Annotated in this window: 18 protein-coding genes; 10 read left to right on the top strand and 8 right to left on the bottom strand. The window is 75.5% G+C overall.

From position 1 onward, the window contains the following. Positions 1 to 58 precede the first annotated feature (58 nt). Positions 59 to 1,033: an alpha/beta hydrolase gene (locus Ae717Ps2_RS14790; RefSeq protein ID WP_075306774.1), complete on the top strand. Its 975-nt coding sequence runs from the start codon at positions 59 to 61 to the stop codon at positions 1,031 to 1,033. A gap of 89 nt (positions 1,034 to 1,122) precedes the next feature. Here Ae717Ps2_RS14790 and Ae717Ps2_RS14785 read toward each other — a convergent pair whose 3' ends face one another. Further along, entirely contained in the window at positions 1,123 to 2,250 is a 1,128-nt protein-coding gene (locus tag Ae717Ps2_RS14785) for a YncE family protein (RefSeq protein WP_075333509.1), read from the bottom strand. 120 nt (positions 2,251 to 2,370) lie between these two features. On the opposite strand from Ae717Ps2_RS14785, the gene Ae717Ps2_RS14780 reads away from it, so the two are divergent. Further along, a complete protein-coding gene (locus Ae717Ps2_RS14780) occupies positions 2,371 to 3,582 on the top strand; it encodes a cytochrome P450 (protein ID WP_075333508.1) in 1,212 nt (403 codons plus the stop codon). Between the two features lie 100 nt (positions 3,583 to 3,682). Here Ae717Ps2_RS14780 and Ae717Ps2_RS14775 read toward each other — a convergent pair whose 3' ends face one another. Next, positions 3,683 to 5,341: a GMC oxidoreductase gene (locus tag Ae717Ps2_RS14775; RefSeq protein ID WP_158071497.1), complete on the bottom strand. Its 1,659-nt coding sequence runs from the start codon at positions 5,339 to 5,341 to the stop codon at positions 3,683 to 3,685. 11 nt (positions 5,342 to 5,352) lie between these two features. Further along, complete coding sequence (locus Ae717Ps2_RS14770; protein ID WP_198932185.1) at positions 5,353 to 5,790, bottom strand: hypothetical protein; 438 nt, start codon at positions 5,788 to 5,790, stop codon at positions 5,353 to 5,355. A 271-nt stretch (positions 5,791 to 6,061) separates the two neighbouring features. Between Ae717Ps2_RS14770 and Ae717Ps2_RS14765 the strand changes: the two genes are divergently transcribed. Continuing rightward, the gene (locus Ae717Ps2_RS14765) at positions 6,062 to 8,593 is read left to right on the top strand and encodes a Tex family protein (RefSeq protein WP_075306771.1); all 2,532 of its coding nucleotides are present in this window, start codon (positions 6,062 to 6,064) and stop codon (positions 8,591 to 8,593) included. Between the two features lie 80 nt (positions 8,594 to 8,673). Here Ae717Ps2_RS14765 and Ae717Ps2_RS14760 read toward each other — a convergent pair whose 3' ends face one another. Continuing rightward, the gene (locus Ae717Ps2_RS14760) at positions 8,674 to 9,423 is read right to left on the bottom strand and encodes a tyrosine-protein phosphatase (RefSeq protein WP_158071496.1); all 750 of its coding nucleotides are present in this window, start codon (positions 9,421 to 9,423) and stop codon (positions 8,674 to 8,676) included. 286 nt (positions 9,424 to 9,709) lie between these two features. On the opposite strand from Ae717Ps2_RS14760, the gene Ae717Ps2_RS14755 reads away from it, so the two are divergent. From Ae717Ps2_RS14755 to Ae717Ps2_RS14735, 5 genes are all read left to right on the top strand, one after another. Next, positions 9,710 to 11,644 (top strand): DEAD/DEAH box helicase, encoded by a 1,935-nt coding sequence (locus tag Ae717Ps2_RS14755; RefSeq protein ID WP_233147566.1) that lies wholly within the window; start codon positions 9,710 to 9,712, stop codon positions 11,642 to 11,644. A 254-nt stretch (positions 11,645 to 11,898) separates the two neighbouring features. Continuing rightward, on the top strand, positions 11,899 to 13,581 hold the full coding sequence (ilvD, locus tag Ae717Ps2_RS14750) for a dihydroxy-acid dehydratase (protein WP_075306769.1): 1,683 nt from the start codon (positions 11,899 to 11,901) through the stop codon (positions 13,579 to 13,581). 78 nt (positions 13,582 to 13,659) lie between these two features. Continuing rightward, positions 13,660 to 14,211 (top strand): ACT domain-containing protein, encoded by a 552-nt coding sequence (locus tag Ae717Ps2_RS14745; protein ID WP_075306768.1) that lies wholly within the window; start codon positions 13,660 to 13,662, stop codon positions 14,209 to 14,211. A 303-nt stretch (positions 14,212 to 14,514) separates the two neighbouring features. Further along, a complete protein-coding gene (locus Ae717Ps2_RS40350) occupies positions 14,515 to 16,167 on the top strand; it encodes a hypothetical protein (protein WP_198932184.1) in 1,653 nt (550 codons plus the stop codon). 9 nt (positions 16,168 to 16,176) lie between these two features. Further along, a complete protein-coding gene (locus tag Ae717Ps2_RS14735; RefSeq protein ID WP_233147565.1) occupies positions 16,177 to 16,779 on the top strand; it encodes a bifunctional 2-polyprenyl-6-hydroxyphenol methylase/3-demethylubiquinol 3-O-methyltransferase UbiG in 603 nt (200 codons plus the stop codon). 38 nt (positions 16,780 to 16,817) lie between these two features. Here Ae717Ps2_RS14735 and Ae717Ps2_RS14730 read toward each other — a convergent pair whose 3' ends face one another. The 4 genes from Ae717Ps2_RS14730 to Ae717Ps2_RS14715 form a co-directional block, all read right to left on the bottom strand. Continuing rightward, positions 16,818 to 17,621 (bottom strand): methyltransferase domain-containing protein, encoded by an 804-nt coding sequence (locus tag Ae717Ps2_RS14730; protein ID WP_083695852.1) that lies wholly within the window; start codon positions 17,619 to 17,621, stop codon positions 16,818 to 16,820. A gap of 5 nt (positions 17,622 to 17,626) precedes the next feature. Then, positions 17,627 to 18,052, bottom strand: a complete 426-nt coding sequence (locus Ae717Ps2_RS35190) for a DUF3253 domain-containing protein (protein WP_233147564.1) — start codon at positions 18,050 to 18,052, stop codon at positions 17,627 to 17,629. Positions 18,053 to 18,153: 101 nt separating this feature from the next. Further along, complete coding sequence (locus Ae717Ps2_RS14720; RefSeq protein ID WP_075306765.1) at positions 18,154 to 18,996, bottom strand: shikimate dehydrogenase; 843 nt, start codon at positions 18,994 to 18,996, stop codon at positions 18,154 to 18,156. 22 nt (positions 18,997 to 19,018) lie between these two features. Further along, positions 19,019 to 19,657: a nicotinamide mononucleotide transporter family protein gene (locus Ae717Ps2_RS14715; RefSeq protein WP_075311890.1), complete on the bottom strand. Its 639-nt coding sequence runs from the start codon at positions 19,655 to 19,657 to the stop codon at positions 19,019 to 19,021. A 180-nt stretch (positions 19,658 to 19,837) separates the two neighbouring features. On the opposite strand from Ae717Ps2_RS14715, the gene Ae717Ps2_RS14710 reads away from it, so the two are divergent. Both Ae717Ps2_RS14710 and Ae717Ps2_RS14705 read left to right on the top strand, forming a co-directional pair. Then, a complete protein-coding gene (locus Ae717Ps2_RS14710) occupies positions 19,838 to 20,593 on the top strand; it encodes an SDR family NAD(P)-dependent oxidoreductase (RefSeq protein WP_075306764.1) in 756 nt (251 codons plus the stop codon). Positions 20,594 to 20,713: 120 nt separating this feature from the next. Further along, positions 20,714 to 21,838, top strand: a complete 1,125-nt coding sequence (locus Ae717Ps2_RS14705) for an NDMA-dependent alcohol dehydrogenase (protein WP_020626236.1) — start codon at positions 20,714 to 20,716, stop codon at positions 21,836 to 21,838. The last annotated feature ends 4 nt before the right edge of the window (positions 21,839 to 21,842 follow it).

The raw sequence follows: 21,842 nt of genomic DNA, 5'->3' as shown, positions 1-21,842 counted from the left end.
TGGTGGGCCACGGTCTCACGACGAGAGCCACGCGACGGACCCCACGAGGAGGGCCGCCATGCCCGTACACCCTTCGCAGATCGACCCGGAGCTGCGGCGCCGCGGAACGCTGATCCGCAGGATCCGGTCCGCGCGGACCGAGGAGCAGCTGCGCCGATCGAGCGCCCTCCCCGGGCCCGTCGACCGGCTGCTGCGCAGACGGGTGCCCGCCGGTCTGGTCCGCAGCGAGGAGTGGATCCGGCGGCCGGACGGGTCGCGGCTGCGCATCCTGGTCTACCGGGCGCGGGACGCCCGGCCCGATGCTCCCGGACTGCTCTGGCTCCACGGCGGCGGGTACGCCACGGGAGCCCCCGAGTTCGAGGCGTCCTCCTTCCGGCCCCTGATCGCGGGGAGCGGCGCCGTCGTCGTCTCACCGGACTACCGCCTCAGCCCGGAGGCGCCGTACCCGGCTGCGCTCGACGATTCGTACGCGGCGCTGGTCTGGCTGAAGGACAACGCCGTCCGACTCGGCGTGCGGCCCGACCAGATCGCGGTCGCGGGCGGCAGCGCGGGCGGCGGGCTGACCGCGGCGACGACGCTCTACGCACGCGACGAGGGCGAGGTCGCCGTCGCCTTCCAGATGCCGCTGTACCCCATGATCGACGATCGCGGAGAGACCGAGTCCGGGCGGGACAACGACGCGCCGGTCTGGGACTCCGTGACCAACCGGTCGGCGTGGCGGTTGTACCTCGGCGACCTGTTCGGGGCCGCGGATGTTCCGGCGTACGCCGCTCCGGCACGGGCGACGGACCACGCCGGGCTCCCCCCGACGATGACCTTCGTGGGCAGTCTCGACCCGTTCCGGGACGAGACCGTCCACTACGTGGACAACCTGCGTGCGGCAGGCGTCCCGGTGGAGTTCCGTGAGTTCGCCGGCGCCTACCACGGCTTCGACGTGCTCGTTCCGAAGGCGTCGGCGAGCCGGGCTGCCGCCGCGTTCCGTGACCAGTGGTTCGGGCACGCGGTGCGGACCCACTTCGCCCCACAGCCCTGATCGCGACCGGGCGAGCGGCACCGACAGGCCGTCGATGATCGAGGGGAGAGCGGGTCCCGCCCGTGCCGTCCGGCGCTCGTCGCGTCGGGCTACGAGGCGGGCCCGTCGACGACCTGGACGACGCCGTCGGCGGTGCCGGTGACGAACAGCCGCCCGGTGTCCGGGTCGACGGCGACCGTGTTCGGCTGGCGCACGGTGGGGATCCGGGCGACCTCCCGCGGCGTCGGCTCGGTCATGTCGTAGCCGACGAGCAGGTTCGCCCCGGTGGCGGTGACCCACACGCGGTCGCGGACCGGGTCGTAGGCGATGCCGTAGGGCTCCCCGGGCAGGTCCACCCGTCCGACCTCGGCCGGGGTGCCGGCCGGGTCGACGACGATCAGGTGCCCGCCCCGGGTGTCGGTCGCGATCAGGCGGCCGTGCCGGTCGGCGACCAGGTGGGTCGGGCCGTCCCCGGCCGGGAGCTCGCGGATTCCGTCGCCGGTCGCGGCGTCGTAGATGGTGAGGGTGTTCTCGCGGACGTCGACGAGTCCCACCCGGTCCCCGGCCGGGGCGAGCCCGGCGGGCTGGGTGACGTCGGTCAGCTGTCGCACCACCCGGTCCCCGCGGACCACGGACACGCTGCCGCCCGCCTCGTTGGCGACGAACACGGTCCCGGCCGCGGTCTCGGTCGCGTCGTGGGCCATCGGGCCGGTCATGACCTCGGAGGACACCCGGCCGTCCGGGAGCGAGACACGCAGCAGGCCGTTCGCGCTCTCGCTCGGGACCAGCACCGGCCCGCCCGGCCCGGCGAGCTGCAGGTGACGCAGCACGCCCGGCAGTGGCACCCGCCCGGCGACGGTGGCGGTGTCGGCGTCGAGCAGCACGAGCCGGTCGGGCCGGCGCACCCCGACCGCGACGCGCCGCGTCGGCCCGTCGGCGACGATGCCCTCCGGGACCGCCCCGACCGCGACGATCCGCCCGGGCGGGGTGCCGGTCACCGGGGGCGCGACGCCCGGCTCGGCCGGCGGCGGCAGCGGCTCGGCGAAACGCACCGGGGTGCCCGCCCGCCCCGGCGCCGCCGGTGTGTCGGCAGGCGGGGCAGCACAGCCCACCACCAGGAGCACGGTGGTCAGGAGCACCGTGGTCAGGAGCACCGTGGTCAGGAGCGCCGTGGTCAGGAGCGCCGGGGGCGCCGGGACGGTCGGCGCCCCACGGGTCGTGCGTCCGACTGTCGCCATCTCCCCAGCATCGTCGTGCGGGCCGGTGGCCGCGCGTCGGTCGGAGATCGTCTTGCACCGTGAAACGATAGTCGGCTACCATTACGTGCTCGCAGACCGTGCGCACGAGGGAGTGTCACCGTGACGACCACCGAGGCCCCGCAGCTGCCGTTCGACCGTCCGAACATCATCGACGTCGCCCCGCTCTACGCCGTGCTGCGCCGCGAGGGACCGGTCGTCCCGGTGCGCACCCCGGTCGGTGACCCGGCCTGGCTGGTCACCCGGCACGCCGAGGCCCGTGCCCTGTTCGCCGACCCGCGGCTCGGGCGCTCGCACCCCGAGCCGGAGAACGCCGCCCGGGTGTCGGAGGCCGCGATCCTGGGCGGGCCCAGCGGTGCCTTCGAGCGGGAGAAGGCCGAGCACGAGCGGATGCGCAGGCTGCTGGTGCCCGCGTTCTCCGCCAAGCGGATGCGGCTGCTCGGCGACCACGTCGGCGAGCTCGTCGACGGGTGTCTCGACGACCTCGTCGCGGCGAAGGAGGACGCGGCCGACGGCGTCGCCGACCTGCACGCCCACCTCGCGTTCCCCCTGCCGGTGCTGGTCATCTGCGAGCTGCTCGGGGTGCCGTTCGCCGATCGCGGCTACTTCCACGGGCTGTCCGAGCGGGTCGCCACGATCCGCTCCGGTGGCGACGCCGACGTCGCGATGGGGGAGTTCCGCGCCTACCTGGGCCGCCTGGCGGATGCCAAGCGTGCGCAGCCGGGGGAGGACGTCGTCACCGACCTCGTCCGCGCCCGCGAGCAGGACCCGGACTTCGGCGAGGAGGAGATGACCCGGCTCGCCGCCGCGTTGCTGTTCGCCGGGCACGAGACGACCGTCGGGCGGATCGACCTCGGCGTCCTCCTGCTCCTGACCGACCCCGCCCGCCGCGACGCCTTCGTCGCCGACATCGACGGGCGGCTGCACGGCACCGTCGAGGAGGTCCTGCGGCTGTCCTCGCCGGGTGGGCTCGCCCTGCTGCGCTACGCCCACACCGACATCGAGGTCGGCGACGTCACGATCCGCCGCGGCGACGCCGTCATGATCGCGACCGCCTCGGCCAACCGGGACGCCGAGGTCTTCGCCGACGCCGACGCCTTCGACCCGACCCGCCAGCCCAACCCGCACGTGTCCTTCGGCTACGGCGGCCACTTCTGCATCGGCGCGAGCCTGGCGCGCACCGAGCTCGCGACGGTGTTCGCGCGGCTGTTCCGGCGGCTGCCCGGGCTGCGCCTCGCCGTCGCCCCGGAGGATCTGGAGGTGCGGGCCGAGCAGGTCACCGGCGGCGTGCGGTCGCTGCCGGTGACCTGGTGACCGGTGACCTGGTGACCGCGGACCGCGGCACCCGCTGATCTCGCGTGGCGCCCCGTGCCCGGGGTGCCACGGACGGCGGCGGGTCGCCACGGCGCGGCGGTCAGAGGCCGTCGCGCAGGATCCCGTCCATTGCCCGCTCCACGATCGCGGCGATCGTCCAGGACGGGTTGGTGCTGCCGGTCGACCCCGGCACCAGCGCCCCGTCGACGACGTGCAGCCCCGGGTGCCCGGTGACACGCCCGCGGTCGTCGGTCACCCGGCCCAGTACCGCGCCGCCCAGCGGGTGCCACGTCACCGGGTCCAGGGTGCCCAGGTCGAGCACCCCGGTCGGGGCGTCCGCGGCGCGGGCGACCAGCCCGGACGGGCCCGCCGGCAACTGCGCGGCCAGGCCGGACACGGTCCGGCCCAGCCCGACGCCGAGCGGGGCGTCGGGCGCGATCAACCGCTGGGTGAGGTCGCGGACGGTGCGCTGGGCGTCGGCGTCGCCGTCGGTGGGCCAGTGCAGGACGGCCTCGCCGGTGGCGGTGTCGAAACGGAACTCGCCCACCGGGTCGCAGGCCCCGAACCCGGGCAGCGACATCGCCCGGATGTCGAACGGCAGCGGCGCGGGACCGTAGGTGAGCGTGACGGCCTCGGCGCGGTCGTCGGTGGGCGGGCGGATGCCGGCCGCCATCGGTCCGGCTTGCGGTCCGCCCGCGGGCTCGGGGACACCGACGCGCAGCTGGATGCGGTCGCCGTTGTTGCCCCAGAACCGGCCGGCGTCGGCGGTGAGGTCGGGCAGCGTCCCGGTGTCGCGGGCCCGTACGAGCAGCCGGGAGGTGCCGGTCGACCCGGCGGCGAGGAACACCGCGCCGGTGGTGAGCGCGATCTGCTCCTGCACGACGCCGTCGGTGTCGATCCGCTCGACGTCGAGCCGGTAGCGGCCGCCGCCGAGCGCGTGCAGGTCGGTGACCCGGTGCAGCGGGGCGACGGTGACCAGACCGGAGGCCTCGGCGTCGCGCAGGTAGTTCTTGTCCGACGACAGCCGCGCCCCGGAGTTGACCCCGGAGAAGTACTCGCCGACCGACATCGACGGGGTCGCGCGCCCGGCGAACTCGGCGCGCACGACGTCCCAGTCGGTGGCGTTGGGCAGCAGCTGGGCCGTCAGCCCCGCGCGGCGGGCCTGCTCCAGGAACAGCCGGGTGCCGACGTGCGCGGGGTGGGCCAGGACGTCGTCGGGGATCGGCGAGACCCCGACCCGGGCGGCCGCGCGCGGGTAGTGGACCGCGGCGAGCTCGTCGTGGTCGATGCCGGGGATCGCCGCGGAGAACACCGCCGCGTCCGGCCGGATCCAGACCCCGGCGTAGACCAGGGTCGATCCGCCCACCCCGGCCCCGCAGAGCACGCTCATCCCGCGCCCGGACACCTTCTCGAACAGCCCGGTGTAGGGCTTGTACAGCGTCGGTGGCTGGCCGGGGAACACCGGCGCGGGCGTCAGCCACGACGAGCGACGGTCCGGGCGCAGGAACGGCGGGAACGTGTCGGCGGCCGGGGTGGTCCAGCGGCGGCCGCGTTCGAGGACCAGGGTGCGCACGCCCGCCTCGGCGAGCCGGGCCGCGGCGATCGACCCGCCGAGCCCGCTCCCGACGACGACGGCCGGAGCGGACATCGCGGTCACGTCCCGGCGCAGCAGGGCGGGCGCGGCGTTCGCGGTCCCGGCGGCGCCCAGCGCGGCGGCGCCGAGCGCGGCACCGGTCAGGAAACCCCGGCGGCTGGTCACCCGCATGCCGGTCAGCCCCCGATCCGGATGTCGGCGACGATCTCGCGGATCAGGCCGCTCTCGTAGCGGAAGGTCTCGTGCACCCGCGCGGTCGTGAGGCCGACCGGGCCCACCCCGACGGACAGGGTGAAGTCCGCGACCACGACGCCGTCCTCGCGCACGCGGTAGGTCTCGTCGGAGACGCCGCGGATGATCCGGTACTGCGGGCCGTACCGAAGGTCGGCGCGCAACTGGTCGCCGGAGAACCCGGTCGGCAGCCCCGCCTCGACCCGGGTCGCGGCCGGGTGGAACGGCACCGCGGAGGGGTCGTGGTCGACGAGCGCGGCCACGTAGGCGCGGGCCCCGTCGACCCGGCAGGCGTCGTCACAGGTGGACGCGGACGCGACCCCCGCACCCGCCCCGGCTGCGACCACGCCGATGGCCACTGCGACGACCACTGCGACGAGCACGGACAGCACTGGATCGAGCGATCTCACGGGAACCTCCGGGACCTGGGGGAGCGGTCGGGGACGAGGTGACGGGACCCGGGCCCGCGGGCGGGCCATGATCCACAGCGGGTCACGACGGAAGTCTGGCACGGGTGAGCGGGCGCTCACCCACCGGGTTCTCCATCGGATGTCGGACACTTGTCCGCGGTCCCGGAGGCACCCGTCCGGACGGGCGCGGGCCCGACCCCCACCCGGCGGTGGCGCCCGCGACACCGTTCGCGACGATGGGGCGGTGACAGGCACGGCACCCCCGGACATCCAGCAGCACCGCTCGATCAACCAACGCATCGCCGACGAACTCGGCGCCCGGCCGGACCAGGTCGGGGCCGCGGTGGCCCTGCTGGACGAGGGCTCGACGGTCCCGTTCGTCGCGCGGTACCGCAAGGAGGCGACCGGCGGACTCGACGACGCCCAGCTCCGCACCCTGGAGGAGCGGCTGCGCTACCTGCGGGAGCTGGAGGAGCGGCGCACCGTCGTCCTCGACTCCATCCGCTCGCAGGGCAAGCTCGACGAGGCCCTCGAGGCCACCATCCTCGCCGCCGAGTCCAAGGCCCGGCTCGAGGACATCTACCTGCCCTACAAGCCCAAGCGCCGCACCAAGGCGATGATCGCCCGAGAGCAGGGTCTGGAGCCGCTGGCCGACGCGCTGCTCGCCGACCCGACGCTCGACCCGCACGAGACCGCCTCGGGCTACGTGACCGACGAGGTCGCCGACGCCGGCGCCGCGCTGGAGGGCGCCCGGTCGATCCTGGTCGAGCGGATCGGGGAGAACGCCGACCTCGTCGGTGGCCTGCGCGAGCGGATGTGGAGCCACGGCAGGCTGGTCACCACGGTCCGCGAGGGCAAGGAGAACGACCCGGCCGCGGCGAAGTTCTCGGACTACTTCGCCTTCGCCGAGAAGTTCACGACGCTGCCGTCGCACCGGATCCTCGCGGCCTTCCGCGGCGAGTCCGAGGAGGCGCTCGACGTCACCCTCGACGCCGGCGTCGCCGACGACGAGCCGAACCCCTACGAGGCGCTGATCGCCGCCGAGTACGGCATCGCCGACCGTGGCCGTCCCGGCGACGCCTGGCTGCTCGGCGTCGTCCGGTGGGCGTGGCGGACCCGGCTGCTCACCGCGCTCGGCATCGACATCAGGGTCCGGCTGCGCACCGCCGCCGAGGAGGGCGCGATCGGGGTGTTCGCGGCGAACCTGCGCGACCTCCTCCTCGCCGCCCCCGCGGGCACCCGCGCGACCCTGGGCCTCGACCCGGGCCTGCGCACCGGGGTCAAGGTCGCCGTCGTCGACGCCACCGGCAAGGTCGTCGACACCGCGGTGATCTACCCGCACGAGCCCCGCAAGGACCGCGCCGGGGCCCTGAAGACCCTGGCGGCGCTGTGCGCGAAGCACGCGGTCGAGCTGATCGCGATCGGCAACGGCACCGCCTCGCGCGAGACCGACGCGCTGGCCGGTGAGCTGATCGCGGCCAACCCGGGCCTGAAGCTGACCAAGGTGATGGTGTCCGAGGCCGGCGCGTCGGTGTACTCGGCGTCGGCCTACGCCTCGGCCGAGCTGCCCGACATGGACGTCTCGCTGCGCGGCGCGGTCTCCATCGCGCGGCGCCTGCAGGACCCGCTCGCCGAGCTGGTCAAGATCGACCCGAAGTCGATCGGGGTCGGCCAGTACCAGCACGACCTGCCCGAGTCGTCGCTGTCGCGGTCGCTCGACGCGGTCGTCGAGGACTGTGTGAACGCCGTCGGGGTGGACGTGAACTCCGCGTCCGCGCCGCTGCTGCGCCGGGTCTCGGGCATCTCCGAGTCCCTCGCCGCCGCGATCGTCGCCCACCGCGACGAGAACGGCCCGTTCCGGAACCGGACCGCGCTGACCGGCGTCGCGCGGCTCGGGCCCAAGGCGTTCGAGCAGTGCGCGGGCTTCCTCCGGATCCGCGGCGGCGACGAGCCGCTCGACGTCACCGGCGTGCACCCCGAGTCCTACCCGGTGGTGCGCAAGATGGTGGAGCGCACCTCGCTGGACGTCTCCGCCCTGATGGGCAACGCCGCGCGGCTGCACCAGATCAAGCCCAAGGACTACGTCGACGACACCGTCGGGCTCCCGACCGTCACCGACATCCTGGCCGAGCTGGAGAAGCCCGGCCGGGACCCGCGCCCGGCGTTCCGCACCGCGACCTTCGCCGAGGGCGTCCACAAGATCTCCGACCTGCGGCCGGGGATGCTGCTGGAGGGCGTCGTCACCAACGTCGCCGCGTTCGGCGCGTTCGTCGATGTCGGCGTGCACCAGGACGGCCTCGTGCACGTGAGCGCGATGAGCAAGGACTTCGTGTCCGACCCGCGCGACGTCGCCAAGTCCGGTGACGTGGTCAAGGTGAAGGTCCTGGAGGTCGACGAGGCCCGCAAGCGGATCTCGCTGACCCTGCGGCTGGACGACGAGCCCGGCGCGGGCGAGCGCGGCGGCCGGTCCCCCGGGCCCGGCCAGGGTCAGGGCGGTGGCCAGGGGGCCGGCCAGGGCGGCCGTGGCCGCGACGGCGGCGGGCGCGGTCCGGGCGGTGGCCAGGGCGGCGGACGCGGCCAGGGTGCCGGGCGCGGTCAGGGCGGCGGTGACCGTGGCCGGGGTGGCCGCGACGGCGGGCGTGGTGGCCAGGGCGCCGGCCGTGGTGGCTCCGCCGGGCAGGGCGGTCGCGGCGGCTCCGGCGGTCGCCAGGACCGCGGTCCCGCCAACGACGCGATGGCCGAGGCCCTGCGCAAGGCGGGTTTCGGGAAGTCCTGACCCCGAGCCCTCGCACGAACGGGCCCCCGTACGCACCGTGCGTACGGGGGCCCGTTCGTAGGAGAGGGGTGTGGGCGGGGTCAGCGGGGGAGGTCCGGCTCCAGCAGCCGCTCGGCGAGGCGGCGCAGGTCGTCGTCGGTCACGCCCCAGCTGCGCAGCCGGCCCGCCGGTCCGCCGGGGTGGGCGTCGAGGTCGTCGAGCACGGCCTCCAGGTCGGCGGCGTCCACCCCGAGCAGCGCCTCGTGGTCGGGCTCGGGCTGCCCCCAGGCGCGCAGCCGGTCCCACAGGGTCGGCAGGACCTCGTTGGTGCGCAGGTAGTCCGCGACGATCGTCGCGCGCGGGACGTCCAGCACGGCCAGCAGCACCCCGACCACGATCCCGGTGCGGTCCTTGCCCGCGGCGCAGTGCACGAGGACGGGGGCGGGCGCGTCGGCGACGGTCCGCACGATCCCGGCCAGCTCGGCGCCTGCCTCCGACGCCAGTAGCCGGTAGGCCCATCCGAGCCCGTCCTGGCCGGCGGCGGCCGTCGCGACCCGCTCCGGGGTCAGCGACGAGCCGAGCGGGACCGGCCGGACGTCGGCGACGTCGGCGAGCGGGTGCGGCTCGCGCGTCTCCGCCGCCGAGCGCAGGTCGACGACGGTCCGCGGCGGCCACGGGGAGCCGTCGGGCAGGTCGAGGGACCGGGCGTCGTGGGGGTCGCCGGGGCGGGGGGCGTCGGACCGATAGAGCACCCCGCGCCGTACCCGGTAGCCGTCCGTCGTGCGGAGACCGCCGAGATCGCGCAGGTTCGCCGGGCGCCGGGTCGCCGCGCCGGAGAGGAATGCCGTCACCCGACCAGGGTGGGTGATCTCGCCGTGGCCGCGCCGGGGGGGGGCGTGACCAGGGGCATCGGTGGCGTCGGTCACCCGGACCCGGCGCACGCGTCGCGTCGGGACATGGCACACTGGTCGATCGACGGCCGTAGGCGATGACGCACGGCCGCGAGCCCCGGAGGTCTGGGTTCACCGGCACATCATCTGGATCGAGATGCCGCACGCGGGCCTGGCGGGCTGGGAGAGCGGGCGAGAGCCGCCCGACGACACAGCGCACCCCCTGCGCACGCCATTTGAGGACCGAGTGACCATTCTGCTGGACCAGCACCCCGACCTGAACGACTCCGGAGACGAGATCACCACTTCCGCCGCCATGACGGACACCGACACCGCCGAGCTCGACACCGAGGTCGCCGCCACCCCCGATGCGACCGCCGTCGAGGAGCACACCTCCTCGGACGAGGTCGCCGAGGACGAGCGCACCGAGGACCGTACCGACGAGCCCGTCGACGACACCCCCGCCGGCCCGACCTTCGCCGACCTGGGCCTCGCGCCCCAGCTGCTCGACACCCTCGAGAAGCTGGGCTACGCCTCGCCGAGCCCGATCCAGGCCGCCGCGATCGGCCCGCTCATCGCCGGGCGCGACCTGCTGGGCCAGGCCGCCACCGGTACCGGCAAGACCGCCGCGTTCTCGCTGCCGATGCTGCAGCGCCTCGCCGACGGCCGCACCTCCCGCTCCCGCGGCGCCAAGCCCTTCGGCCTGGTGCTCGCCCCGACCCGTGAGCTGGCCATGCAGGTCGGCGACGCGGTCTCCAAGTACGGCGCCGCGCTCGGTGCCTCGGTCGCCTGCGTCTACGGCGGCGCGCCCATCGGCCCGCAGCTGGGCCAGCTCCGTCGCGGCGTCGACATCGTCGTCGCCACCCCGGGCCGGGCGATCGACCTGGTCAACCGCGGTGCGCTCGCGCTGGACGCGATCGAGGTCGCCGTCCTGGACGAGGCCGACGAGATGCTCGACATGGGTTTCGTCGAGGACATCGAGACGATCCTCGGCGCCACGCCGCGGGGCCGCCAGACCGTGCTGTTCTCCGCGACCATGCCGGGCCGCATCCAGAGCCTCGCGCGGACCCACCTGAGCGACCCGGCCGACATCCGGATCAAGAAGGAGGCCACGCCCGAGGGCGAGGCCCCGCGGGTCCGCCAGACCGCCTACCACGTGCCGCGCAGCCACGTCACCGTCGCGCTGGGCCGGGTGCTCGAGATGGAGCAGCCGACCGCGGCGATCGTGTTCTGCCGCACCCGCGCCGACGTCGACGCCGTCACCGAGACGCTGACCGCGCGCGGGCTGCGCGCCGAGGCGCTGCACGGCGGCATGGACCAGGAGCACCGCACCCGGGTCGTCGAGCGCCTGCGCGCCGGCCGCACCGAGCTGCTGGTCGCCACCGACGTCGCGGCCCGTGGTCTCGACATCGACTCGCTGACCCACGTGGTCAACCACGACGTCCCGTCGTCGCCGGAGTCCTACGTGCACCGCATCGGCCGGGTCGGCCGCGCGGGCCGAGAGGGCGTCGCGATCACCCTGGTCACCCCGGGGTCGGTGCGTCACCTGCGCAACATCGAGCGCCTCATCGGCGCGTCGGTGCCCAGCGCGCCGGTGCCCTCGCCGGAGGACCTGCGCACCGTGCGGCTCGCCCGCACCGCGCTGGCCCTGCGCGAGCAGGCCGGTCAGGACGCCGACACCCCGCCGCAGGACGGTGTGGAGCAGCTCGTCGTCGAGCTGGCCCGCGACCACGACCTCGCCTCGATCGCCGCCGCGGCGATCCGGATCGCCCGCGCCGGCAACTCGGTGCCGGACGACGAGATCGAGATCCCGCAGGTCCGCTCGCGCGGTGGCCGCGACAGCGGCCCCGGTGACCGTGGCCCGCGCCGCGACCGCGACGGTCGTCCGACCGGTGCCCGCGGTCAGGGTGCCCGTCCGCCGAAGGCCGGTGCGACCCGCCTGTTCGTCTCGGCGGGCCGTGCCTCGGGTGTGCGCCCGCAGGACATCGTGGGTGCGCTGGCGAACGAGTCCCGGCTGTCCGGCCGCGACATCGGCGCCATCCAGATCCACGAGCGCCACTCGCTGGTCGAGGTGCCCGAGCACGCCGCGGACGACGTGCTGCGCTCGCTGCGCGGTGCGACGACGCTGAAGGGCCGCAAGGCCAACGTACGTCGCGACCGGGACAACGCCGGCGCCCGCTAGACCCGGTACACACGACAGGGGCCCCGCGCGATCCGCGCGGGGCCCCTGTCGTCGGTGGGGGAGGGCCAGCCGCCTCGGCCCGGCCACCGTGGCGGAGCGTGCCGAGGAAGACCGTCGCGTCCTGGTCCCGCATCGTCAGGCAGCCCGCGGACCCGGAGTCGCCCCCCGTGGAAGGCGATGCCGCCGGGCCTGCACCGGCGATCTGCGGGAGGATCGGCCCGTCCCGACCACCGGAGTCCGGCCGAGGAGCGCGCATGACCACCACCAGTTCCCGCAAGCCCCGCAGCCACCAGGTCACCGACGGCATCGGTGCCACCGCCGCCCGCAGCATGCTGCGCGCGGTCGGCATGCGCGACGACGACTTCGCCAAGCCCCAGATCGGCATCGCCTCGTCCTGGAACGAGATCACCCCGTGCAACCTGTCGCTGCAACGGCTCGCGACCGCGGCGAAGGAGGGCGTGCACACCGCGGGTGGCTACCCGCTGGAGTTCGGCACGATCTCGGTCTCCGACGCCATCTCCATGGGACACCGGGGCATGCACTACTCGCTGGTGAGCCGGGAGATCATCGCCGACTCGGTGGAGACCGTCGTCGAGGCCGAGCGGCTCGACGGGACGGTGCTCCTGGCGGGCTGCGACAAGTCGCTGCCCGGGATGCTGATGGCCGCGGCCCGGCTGGACCTCGCCGGGGTGTTCGTCTACGCCGGATCGATCATGCCGGGCCGGGTCGGCGACCGGGAGGTCAACATCGGTGACGCCTTCGAGGGCATCGGCGCCTGCGCCCGCGGCCTGATCACCCCCGACGAGCTCGACACCCTGGAACGCGCGATGTGCCCGGGGGAGGGGGCGTGCGGCGGCTTCTACACCGCGAACACGATGGCCGCGGCGGCCGAGGCGCTCGGGATGGCGCTGCCCGGCTCGGCCAGCCCGCCCGCGGTGGACCGGCGCCGCGACGGCGTCGCCAGGGCCTCCGGCGAGGCCGCGGTCGGGATGATCGCGAAGGGGCTGACCGCGCGGTCGATCCTGACCCGCGAGGCCTTCGAGAACGCGATCGCCGTCGTCATGGCCTTCGGCGGGTCCACCAACGCGGTGCTGCACCTGCTCGCCATCGCCCGCGAGGCCGAGGTGCCGCTGACCCTGGACGACTTCAACACCGTCGGCGACCGGATTCCGCACCTGGCCGACGTCAAGCCGTTCGGGCGGCACCTGATGTACGCCGTCGACCAGGTCGGAGGCGTGCCGGTGGTGATGAAGGCCCTGCTCGACGCCGGCCTCATCCACGGCGACGCCCGCACCGTCACCGGCGGCACGGTCGCGGAGAACCTCGCCGAGCTCGACCCGCCCGGCCTCGACGGCTCGGTCATCCACGACCTCGCGAACCCGATCCACCCCACCGGCGGGCTCACGATCCTGCGCGGCTCGCTCGCCCCCGACGGCGCGGTGGTCAAGTCCGCCGGGTTCGACGCCACCACCTTCACCGGCACCGCCCGCGTCTTCGACGGCGAGCAGGGCGCGCTCGACGCCGTCGACGCCGGGGAGATCGGGCCCGGCACGATCGTCCTGATCCGCTACGAGGGCCCCCGCGGCGGACCCGGGATGCGGGAGATGCTGGCCGTCACCGGGCGGATCAAGGGCGCTGGCCTCGGCAAGGAGGTCCTGCTGGTCACCGACGGCCGCTTCTCCGGGGCGACGACCGGGCTGTGCGTCGGGCACGTCGCGCCCGAGGCCGCCGACGGCGGACCGATCGCGCTGGTCCACGACGGGGACACGATCACCCTGGACATGAAGGCCCGCACGATCGACATCGGCGTCGAGCCCGCCGAGCTGGAGCGGCGTCGCGCGGGGTGGACGTGCCCCGAGCCGACGAACCGGCGCGGGGTGCTCGGCAAGTACGCGAAGCTCGTCTCCTCGGCGGCCGACGGGGCGGTCTGCGGCTGACCCGCGCGAGCGCCGTCGCGACCCGGCCGACATCGCGCCGACACGGGTTCGCAACATCGGTGACGGACGCTGGTGGGGATGAGCACCGATGCCGGGACCGTGAACGGCCTCTACCGGGTACGGGTGCGGCTGCCCGACGAACCGGGCGCCCTGGCCCGCCTCACCGCGGCCCTGGCCGCGGTGGACTGCAACATCCTCGCCCTGTCGGTGCACGGCCAGGATGCCCACTCGGTCGTCGACGAGCTGCTGGTGTCGGGGCCGTGCAGCGTCGGGGAGCTGTCGGTCGCGATCTGCGACGCGGTCACCGGCGGCGGGGTCATGGTGCTGCCGGCCGACCCGCACGACCTGGTCGACCCGCCGACCCGGGCGCTCGACCTGGTCGCGGCGGGCCGGACGGCGGCCGACGGCGTCGCGGCGCTGCTCGGCGCCGCGTCGGTCCGCACCCCGGGCCCGGACGACCCCGGGGCCCGCGACGAGCACGACATCGAGCTGCGCGCCGCCGACGGCACCCGGATCGTCGCCCGCCGGGCGGCGCCGTTCACCGTGACCGAGGTCGCCAGGGCCGAGGCGTTCCTGCGGGCGGTCGCCACGCGTCCCGAGTCCGACCCGCGCGGCCGGCCGACGGCCTGACGGCACGACGGCGCTGCGGCATGGCGGCGCTGCGGCACGGCGGCACGGCGCACGCTCCCGGTCGGGCACCGCGCTCGGCGACGTGCCGACACCGGTCGGCGCCGACGGTCGCCGCGCACGCTTGTGACCGCGTCCGCGGCGCTGCCATCCTGCGCGCAGGACATCCGAGAACTGGGCACGACCTCCACACCGCCCACGGCGGGACGGAACGCACGGCCTCCGGCGGCGTCCTCATCATCGTGAAACACAGGTGACCCGCCGCCGCAACCCACGACGGCGATCGTCATCGGCGTGGAGGCCGGCATGGACGAGCAGCAGCAGGGGACGCCGCGGTGCGGCGTCGGGGTGGTCGTGCCCTACGACTTCGCGCTGGACCACGAGATGTGGCGCTGGGTCCCCGAGGGGGCGACGCTGCACCTCACGCGCACCCCGTTCGTCGAGACCCCGGCCGACGCCGGACAGGCCCGGCTGATCTCGGACCCGGCCATGGTGCGGACCGCGGTGCGCGAGGTGCTGACACCCGGGCCCGGCGTCGTCGCGTACTCGTGCACCTCGGGCAGCTTCGTCGACGGCGCCGCGGGGGAGCGGGCACTGCGTGCCGCGGTCCTCGACGCGGGCGCCCCGGCGGCGGTCACCACGGCCGGAGCGCTCGTCACGGCCTGCGCCGAGCTGGGCGTGACCCGGCTCGCCGTCGCCACGCCCTACGTCGACGACCTCACCGACCTGCTCGCCGGTTTCCTCGCCGAGCACGGCGTCGCCACCGTCGCCCGGCACGGCCTGGGCCTGCTCGGCGGGATCTGGCAGGTCCGCGCCGACGACGTCGCCGCCGCCGTGCGTGCCGCCGACCACCCCGACGCGCAGGCGGTGTTCGTCTCGTGCACCAACCTCGCCACCTACGACGCCGTCGCCGGCCTCGAACGCGAGCTCGGCAAGCCCGTCCTCACCGCGAACCAGGTGACGGTGTGGGCCGCGCTGCGCGCGGTCGGTCGTGACGCCGACGGGCCGGGGCAGACGCTCGTCGAGGGGCGCCCCGCCGTCGCGGCGCCGTCGGAGCCCCCGGTGCCGTCGGAGGCCCCGGCGCTGCCGGAGCCGACGGTGCTGCGGGTGGTCGGGGCACCGGAGCTGCACAAGGTCCGGGTCCGGCTGCCCGACGAGTCCGGGGCGCTGGCGCGGCTCACCGCGGCCGTCGCCGAGGTCGGCGGCAACATCCTGTCCCTGTCGGTGCACGCCCAGGACGCGGGGTCGGTGGTCGACGAGATGCTGGTCGGCGGCCCGGTCACCGCCGAGCGGCTCTCCCGGGTGATCCGGCGACGGCTGCGCGGCTCCGCCCCGGACACGGTGCGGGTCACCCCGGCCGACCCGCACGAGCTCGTCGACACCCCCACCCGGGCGCGCGACCTCGTCGCGGCGTCCCGCACCCCGGACGGGCTGCGCGAGGCCCTCGCCGCCCTGCTGCACGCCGACGACGTCGTCGCCGGCCCGGCGACCGGAACCCACGTGCTGGAGCTGACCGGTCCGGACGGCACCCCGCTCGTCGCGCGCCGGGGCTGGGCGCCGTTCACCGTCACCGAGCGGGCCCGGGCCGAGGCGTTCCTGCGCGCGGGCGCGGCGGGCCCGGTCGGTGAGCTGCTCCTCGACGACGGTGACGCGCTCACCGCGACCCCGGCGACCGGTGCCGAGACCGCCGAGCTCGCGACGCTGCTGCGCACCTGCGTCGCGGGGTCGCCGGAGGCCGGGACCAGCTGGACCGACGCCGACCTGCGCTCGGTGCTGCTGCCACCCAGCGGGCGCTGCCTGCTGCTGCGCTCGCGGGCGGGAGACCTCGTCGCCGTCGCTGCGCGGCTCACCGCGCCGGACACCGGTGCCGAGACCGTCGTGGTGGTGCACCCGCTGCACCGCCGCCGCGGACTGGGCCGGTGGCTGCGGCGGCGGCTCGCCGCCGGCGTCCCCGTCTAGCCTGTCGGGGTGTCCGACGACCGCACGCTCGACCCCGGGAACCTGCCCGACGACTGGGACTCCTGGAAGGACCGCGTCGACCTCACCGACTACGACCGGAAGTGGGCGGCGATGGCCGCGGCGGGGGAGAACCCGCACGGCGAGGCCGATCTGGTCACCGCGCTGTGCGGCGACGGCCCCGTGCTCGACGGCGGCTGCGGCACCGGCCGCGTCGCGATCGAGCTGGACCGGCGCGGGATCGCCGTCACCGGCGTCGACCCCGACCCGGACATGATCGCCGCGGCCCGGGCCAAGGCGCCCGCGCTGCGCTGGGTCGCCACCGGTCTGGAGCGCCTCGACCTGCCGGACCGGTTCGCGCTGGTGGTGCTCGCGGGCAACGTGATCCCATACGCGAGCGACCGTGCCGGAGTGGTCGCCGGGTGCGCGGCGCACCTGCGCGCCGGCGGGCTGCTGCTCGCCGGGTTCGCGACGCAGCCGGGCTGGCCGACCCCCGACGACCACGACGCGTGGTGCGCCGCCGCCGGGCTCGTGCCGGTCGCGCGCTGGGCCACCTGGGACCGCGAGCCGTGGTCGGGGGGCGACTACGTCGTCGCGCTGCACCGGCGCGACTGAACGCGACTGAACCCCGTCGGCCGCCCGGCCGGCCCCGCTCAGCCGGGCACCCGGGCGAGGATCTCGCCGTGCGGGATCACCAGCCAGCCGTCCGGGTGCGCGGCCCACTCCCGCCACGCCGCCGAGATGTCCGCCAGCTCGGGCTCCTCGGCCAGCCCGCGGTCGACGGCCATCCGGCCGACCCCGGTGTGGATGCGGTCGGCCCACATCCCGCCCCAGGCGGCGCGGGCCCGCGGGGTCGCGTGGCACCAGACCGACGCCGACGGTGTCACCTCGCTGAACCCGGCCGCGTGCGCCCAGCCGAGCAGCCGCCGTCCGGCGTCGGGCTCGGCGTCGTTGCCGCGGGCGACGGCCCGGTACAGCTCCAGCCAGCGGTCCAGGCGCGGGTCGTGCGGCCACCAGTGGAACCCGGCGTAGTCGGCGTCGCGGGCGGCGACCAGTCCGCCGGGGCGGGCGACCCGGCCCATCTCCCGCAGCACCGCGACCGGGTCGGACACGTGCTGGAGCACCTGGTGGGCGTGCACGACGTCCCAGGTGTCGTCCGGGTCGGACAGGGCGTAGCCGTCGTCGACGGCGAACTCCACGTCCAGGCCGCGGGCGGCGGCACCGGCGCGGGCCTGCTCCAGGGGGCCGGGCACCACCTCGACGCCGCGCACCCGGCCGGGCGCGACCCGCTCGGCGAGGTCGGCGGTGATGCTGCCGGGGCCGCAACCGACGTCGAGCAGGCTGGTGCCGGGCGCGAGCCGGTCCAGCAGGTAGGCGCACGAGTCCTGCGCGGTGCGGGCCGCGTGCGACCGGACGACGACGCCCGGATGACCGTGGGTGTAGGTGTCGCGGGGCACGGGGGTCAGCCTGGCACGCCGTCAGCCGGCCCGGCGCTCGGCCGGCGGTCTGCTCGGTCGGGCGGGCCGCTCGGTCCGGCGCGCCGCTCGGCCGGGCGGGCCGCTCGGTCCGGCACCCGGCGGATCCGGATCGGGCCCTTCGCCATCGACGGGTCCACCACCCGGCCGGACTGCAGGATCTCCACCCGCCCGGCGTCGACGAGACGGTGCGCGGCCGTCCGCGCCGGTTCCATGAGGTCGCGCCAGCCGTCGGGGTCGACGGCGCGGGCCGTCTCGGACGGGCAGATCGTCGCCCCGCTCCTGCGCCGGTCGAGGAGCCCGGTGATCGCCGACTCCAGCTCGGTGTCGACCGGACGGCCCTTCCGCCGGTGCCGGTCCCGGGAGTGGTCGCTGCCCTGGTCCCCGTCGTCGGCCCCCGTCGTCTCCTCCACGACCACCATGGTCGTCGCGCCCGCGGCGCTCCGCTCGCCGAGCGTCGTCGGGCGCCCGGTTGGCGGAGCGGGGCGCGGGTGCGGCCGTCGGACCGGGGGCCTCAGCTGCGGGCGAGCACGGCCGCGTCGAGGGCCTCGCGCATGGCGGCCTCCGGGCCGGGGCGCCCGGTCATGAGCTCGACCTGCGCGACCGCCTGCTGCAGCAGCATCTCCAGACCGGAGACGATCCGCGCGCCGGCCGCCGCCGCGCCGCCCGCGACGACCGTCGGCCACGGCGCGTAGACCGCGTCGAGCAGCACGGTCCCCGGCCGCCAGCGGGCGCCGGCCAGGGCGTCGGCCGCCCCCGCCGGGAGCGTGGAGACGACCGCGTCGGCGCCCTCGAGCAGCCGCGCCGCGGCGGGGGGATCGGTCAGCACCGCGTGCACCGTCACCTCGGTGCCGAGCCGCTCGGCGGTCCCGCGCAGCGCGGAGGCCCGCCCGGCGTCGCGGACCAGCACGTCGACGGCGTCGACCTCCATGTCGTGCAGCGCGGCGACGGCGGCCTGCGCGGTCCCGCCCGCCCCGAGCACGACGGCGCGCCCGCCGCCGGCACCCGCGGCGCGCAGCGAGCGCGCGATCCCGGTGACGTCGGTGTTGTGCGCCGTCGCGCCGGTGCCCTCGAAGACCAGGGTGTTGCCGGCGCCGATCGCGGCCGCCCCCGGCGCGACGTGGTCGGCGACGTCGAGCAGCACCCGCTTGAGCGGCATCGTCAGCGACAGTCCGGCCCACTCCGGGCCGAGCCCGGCGACGAACCCGGCCAGGCCCGCCTCGTCGACCTCGTACCGGTCGTAGTGCCAGCCGGCCAGCCCGAGTGCGGTGTAGGCGGCGTTGTGCAGCGCCGGGGACAGCGAATGGGCGATCGGGGAACCCAGGACGGCGGCGCGGCGGACGGGGGACGTGCTCATCCGGGCAGTATCCCGCGGCGGCTCAGACCGCCCGCGACGGCTCCCGCTGCGCGGCCGCCACGGTGCGCCGGGTCCGCGCCCAGCTCCACCAGCCGTGCACGACCAGCCCGGCGAACACGACGTAGACCGCGGCGGAGAACCACAGCCCCGAGGCCAGCTGCAACGGCACGCCGACGGCGTCGACCAGCAGCCAGATCACCCAGAACTCGACGAACCGCAGAGCCTGGGCGAGGAACGCGACCGCGGTGCCGACGAAGATCGCGGCATCCGGCCAGGGCGCCCAGCTGGCGTCGAGCGCGTCGAGGACCAGCGCCATGACGACGGTGCCGCCGACGAGCAGCCCGGTCAGCCCGAGCCGCTGGGCGGTGCTCGCCTGGCGCACGGCGAGCCCGTAGACCGGGTCGCGCCTGCGCAGCCACGCGACGAGCCCGAACACCGAGATGGCCAGCACGATGACCTGCCGGAACGCGAGCCCGCCCAGGTGGGCCGAGGCGTAGACGGTGAACAGCAGCACGCAGGCCGCCATCTGCACCGGCCAGGTCGCGAGGCTGCGCCGGCGCGCCAGGAAGACCACGGCGATGGCGCCGATCTGCCCGACGAGCTCGGCCCACGACACGAACTGCCCGAACGCGGTCAGCCCGTGGTGCAGCAGGAGGTCCACGACGGTCCCCTTCCCGGAGCGCGGCGGGCACGCCCCGTGACAGCACACAACGACGGCGCCGTCCCCGCCCATCCCCACCCGGGCCGGTGTGAGCGGACCCACACCACCCTCGGTCGAGCGGGTCTCCCCGTCCGACCCCACGGCGACGACGCTCCGCCCCCGGGTGGGAGGCTGCACCGTGTGGGTGGTTCGGAACGCACGGTCCTGGTCCTGGGTGGTCGCAGCGAGATCGGGCTGGAGGTCGCCGAACGGCTCGCCGCCGGCGACACCGACACGGTCGTGCTGGCCGCCCGCCGCCCCGACGAGCTGACCACCGAGGCGGCCCGGGTGCGGGCCGCGGGCGCCGCGGTGGACACCGTCGCCTTCGACGCCGACGACCTCGCCCGCCACCGCCCGCTGCTCGACGAGGTGACCGCCCGGCACGGGCGGATCGACGTCGCCGTCGTCGCGTTCGGGATCCTCGGCGACCAGGCCCGTGCCGAGACCGACGCCGCGCACGCCGCCGCGATCGTGCACACCGACTACCTCGCCCAGGTCCACCTGCTCACCGAGCTGGCCCAGGTGCTGCGCGCGCAGGGGAGCGGGACGCTGGTCGTCTACTCCTCGGTGGCCGGGGTCCGGGTGCGGCGCGCCAACTACGTCTACGGCAGCGCCAAGGCCGGGCTCGACGGGTTCGCCTCCGGCCTGGCCGACGCGTTGCACGGCACCGGGGTGCGGCTGGTGCTGATCCGCCCGGGGTTCGTCGTCGGCCGGATGACCGAGGGCATGAGCCCGGCGCCGCTGTCGTCGACGCCCGCGCAGGTCGCCGACGCCACGGTGCGCGCGGTCCGGCGCGGTCGGGGCAACGCCGACGTCTGGGTGCCCGGCACGCTGCGGCTGCTGTTCCTCGGGCTGCGGCTGCTGCCCCGCGCCGTCTGGCGGCGGATGCCCCGTTAGCGACACGATCTACAGGTGAATGGTGTCCCGCGATCTGCGTGTGGCACTTCCCCTGGAGTGGCCTGGCTCATATCGTCGCGTGCGCATCCCGTTGGACGACGAAGTCTGAGGAGAACCACCGTGGGACACACCCGTGGAGCAATCGTCCGGAGCGCTCCGGGCAAGTACGAGGTCGTCGACCTCGAACTCGACGAGCCGCGCGCCGGCGAGATCGAGGTGAAGATGGTCGCGTCGGGCCTGTGCCACTCCGACGACCACATCGCCACCGGCGACATCCCGGTCGGCACCTACCCGTTCGCCGGCGGCCACGAGGGCTCCGGCATCGTCACTCGCGCCGGGGCGAACAAGAAGGGCCTCAAGGAGGGCGACCACGTCGTCTTCTCGTTCCTGCCGTCCTGCGGGCACTGTCGCTGGTGCGCCAGCGGCATGCAGAACCTGTGCGACCTCGGCGCGGGGCTGCTCGCCGGCACCCGCTGGGAGGAGAACACCACCCGCCTGCGGCTGGCCGACGACGGCACCCCGGTCGGCCAGATGTGCGGCATCTCGACCTTCTGCGAGACCACGCTGGTCTCGGAGGACTCCTGCGTGAAGGTCCCCGACGACATCCCGCTGGAGGTCGCCTGCCTGGTCGGCTGCGGCGTCGGCACCGGCTGGGGCTCCGCGGTCAACGCCGGCGGCGTGCAGCCGGGGCACACCACGATCGTCATGGGCATCGGCGGCATCGGCATCAACGCGGTCCAGGGCGCCTCGCACGCCGGCGCGGCGAACATCATCGCCGTCGACCCGGTCGCGCTGAAGCGGGAGAAGGCCCAGGAGCTCGGCGCCACGCACGCGGTGGAGACGATGGAGGAGGCCACCGAGATCGCGAAGCAGTTCACCAACGGTCAGGGCGCCGACCAGACCGTCGTGACCGTCGGCGTCGTGAAGCCCGACCACATCGGGCAGGCGATGGCGTCGATCCGCAAGGCGGGCACCGTCGTCGTCACCGCGCTGGGGGACATCAACTCGACCGAGCCGCTGCCGGTGTCGCTGGCCGACGTCACCCTGTTCCAGAAGCGCATCCAGGGTGCGATGTTCGGCATGTCCAACCCGAACTGGGACATCCTGCGCCAGCTGGAGCTCTACCGGGCCGGCGCGCTGAAGCTCGACGAGCTGGTCACCACCACCTACACCCTGGACCAGGTCGCCACCGCCTACGAGGACATGCACGCCGGTAAGAACATCCGCGGCGTCATCCGCTACTGATGGG

Source organism: Pseudonocardia sp. Ae717_Ps2, assembly GCF_001932475.1.
GTDB lineage: Bacteria > Actinomycetota > Actinomycetes > Mycobacteriales > Pseudonocardiaceae > Pseudonocardia.
The sequence above is the reverse complement of the archived record's forward strand: the minus strand, read 5'-3'. Positions and strand labels throughout refer to the sequence as shown.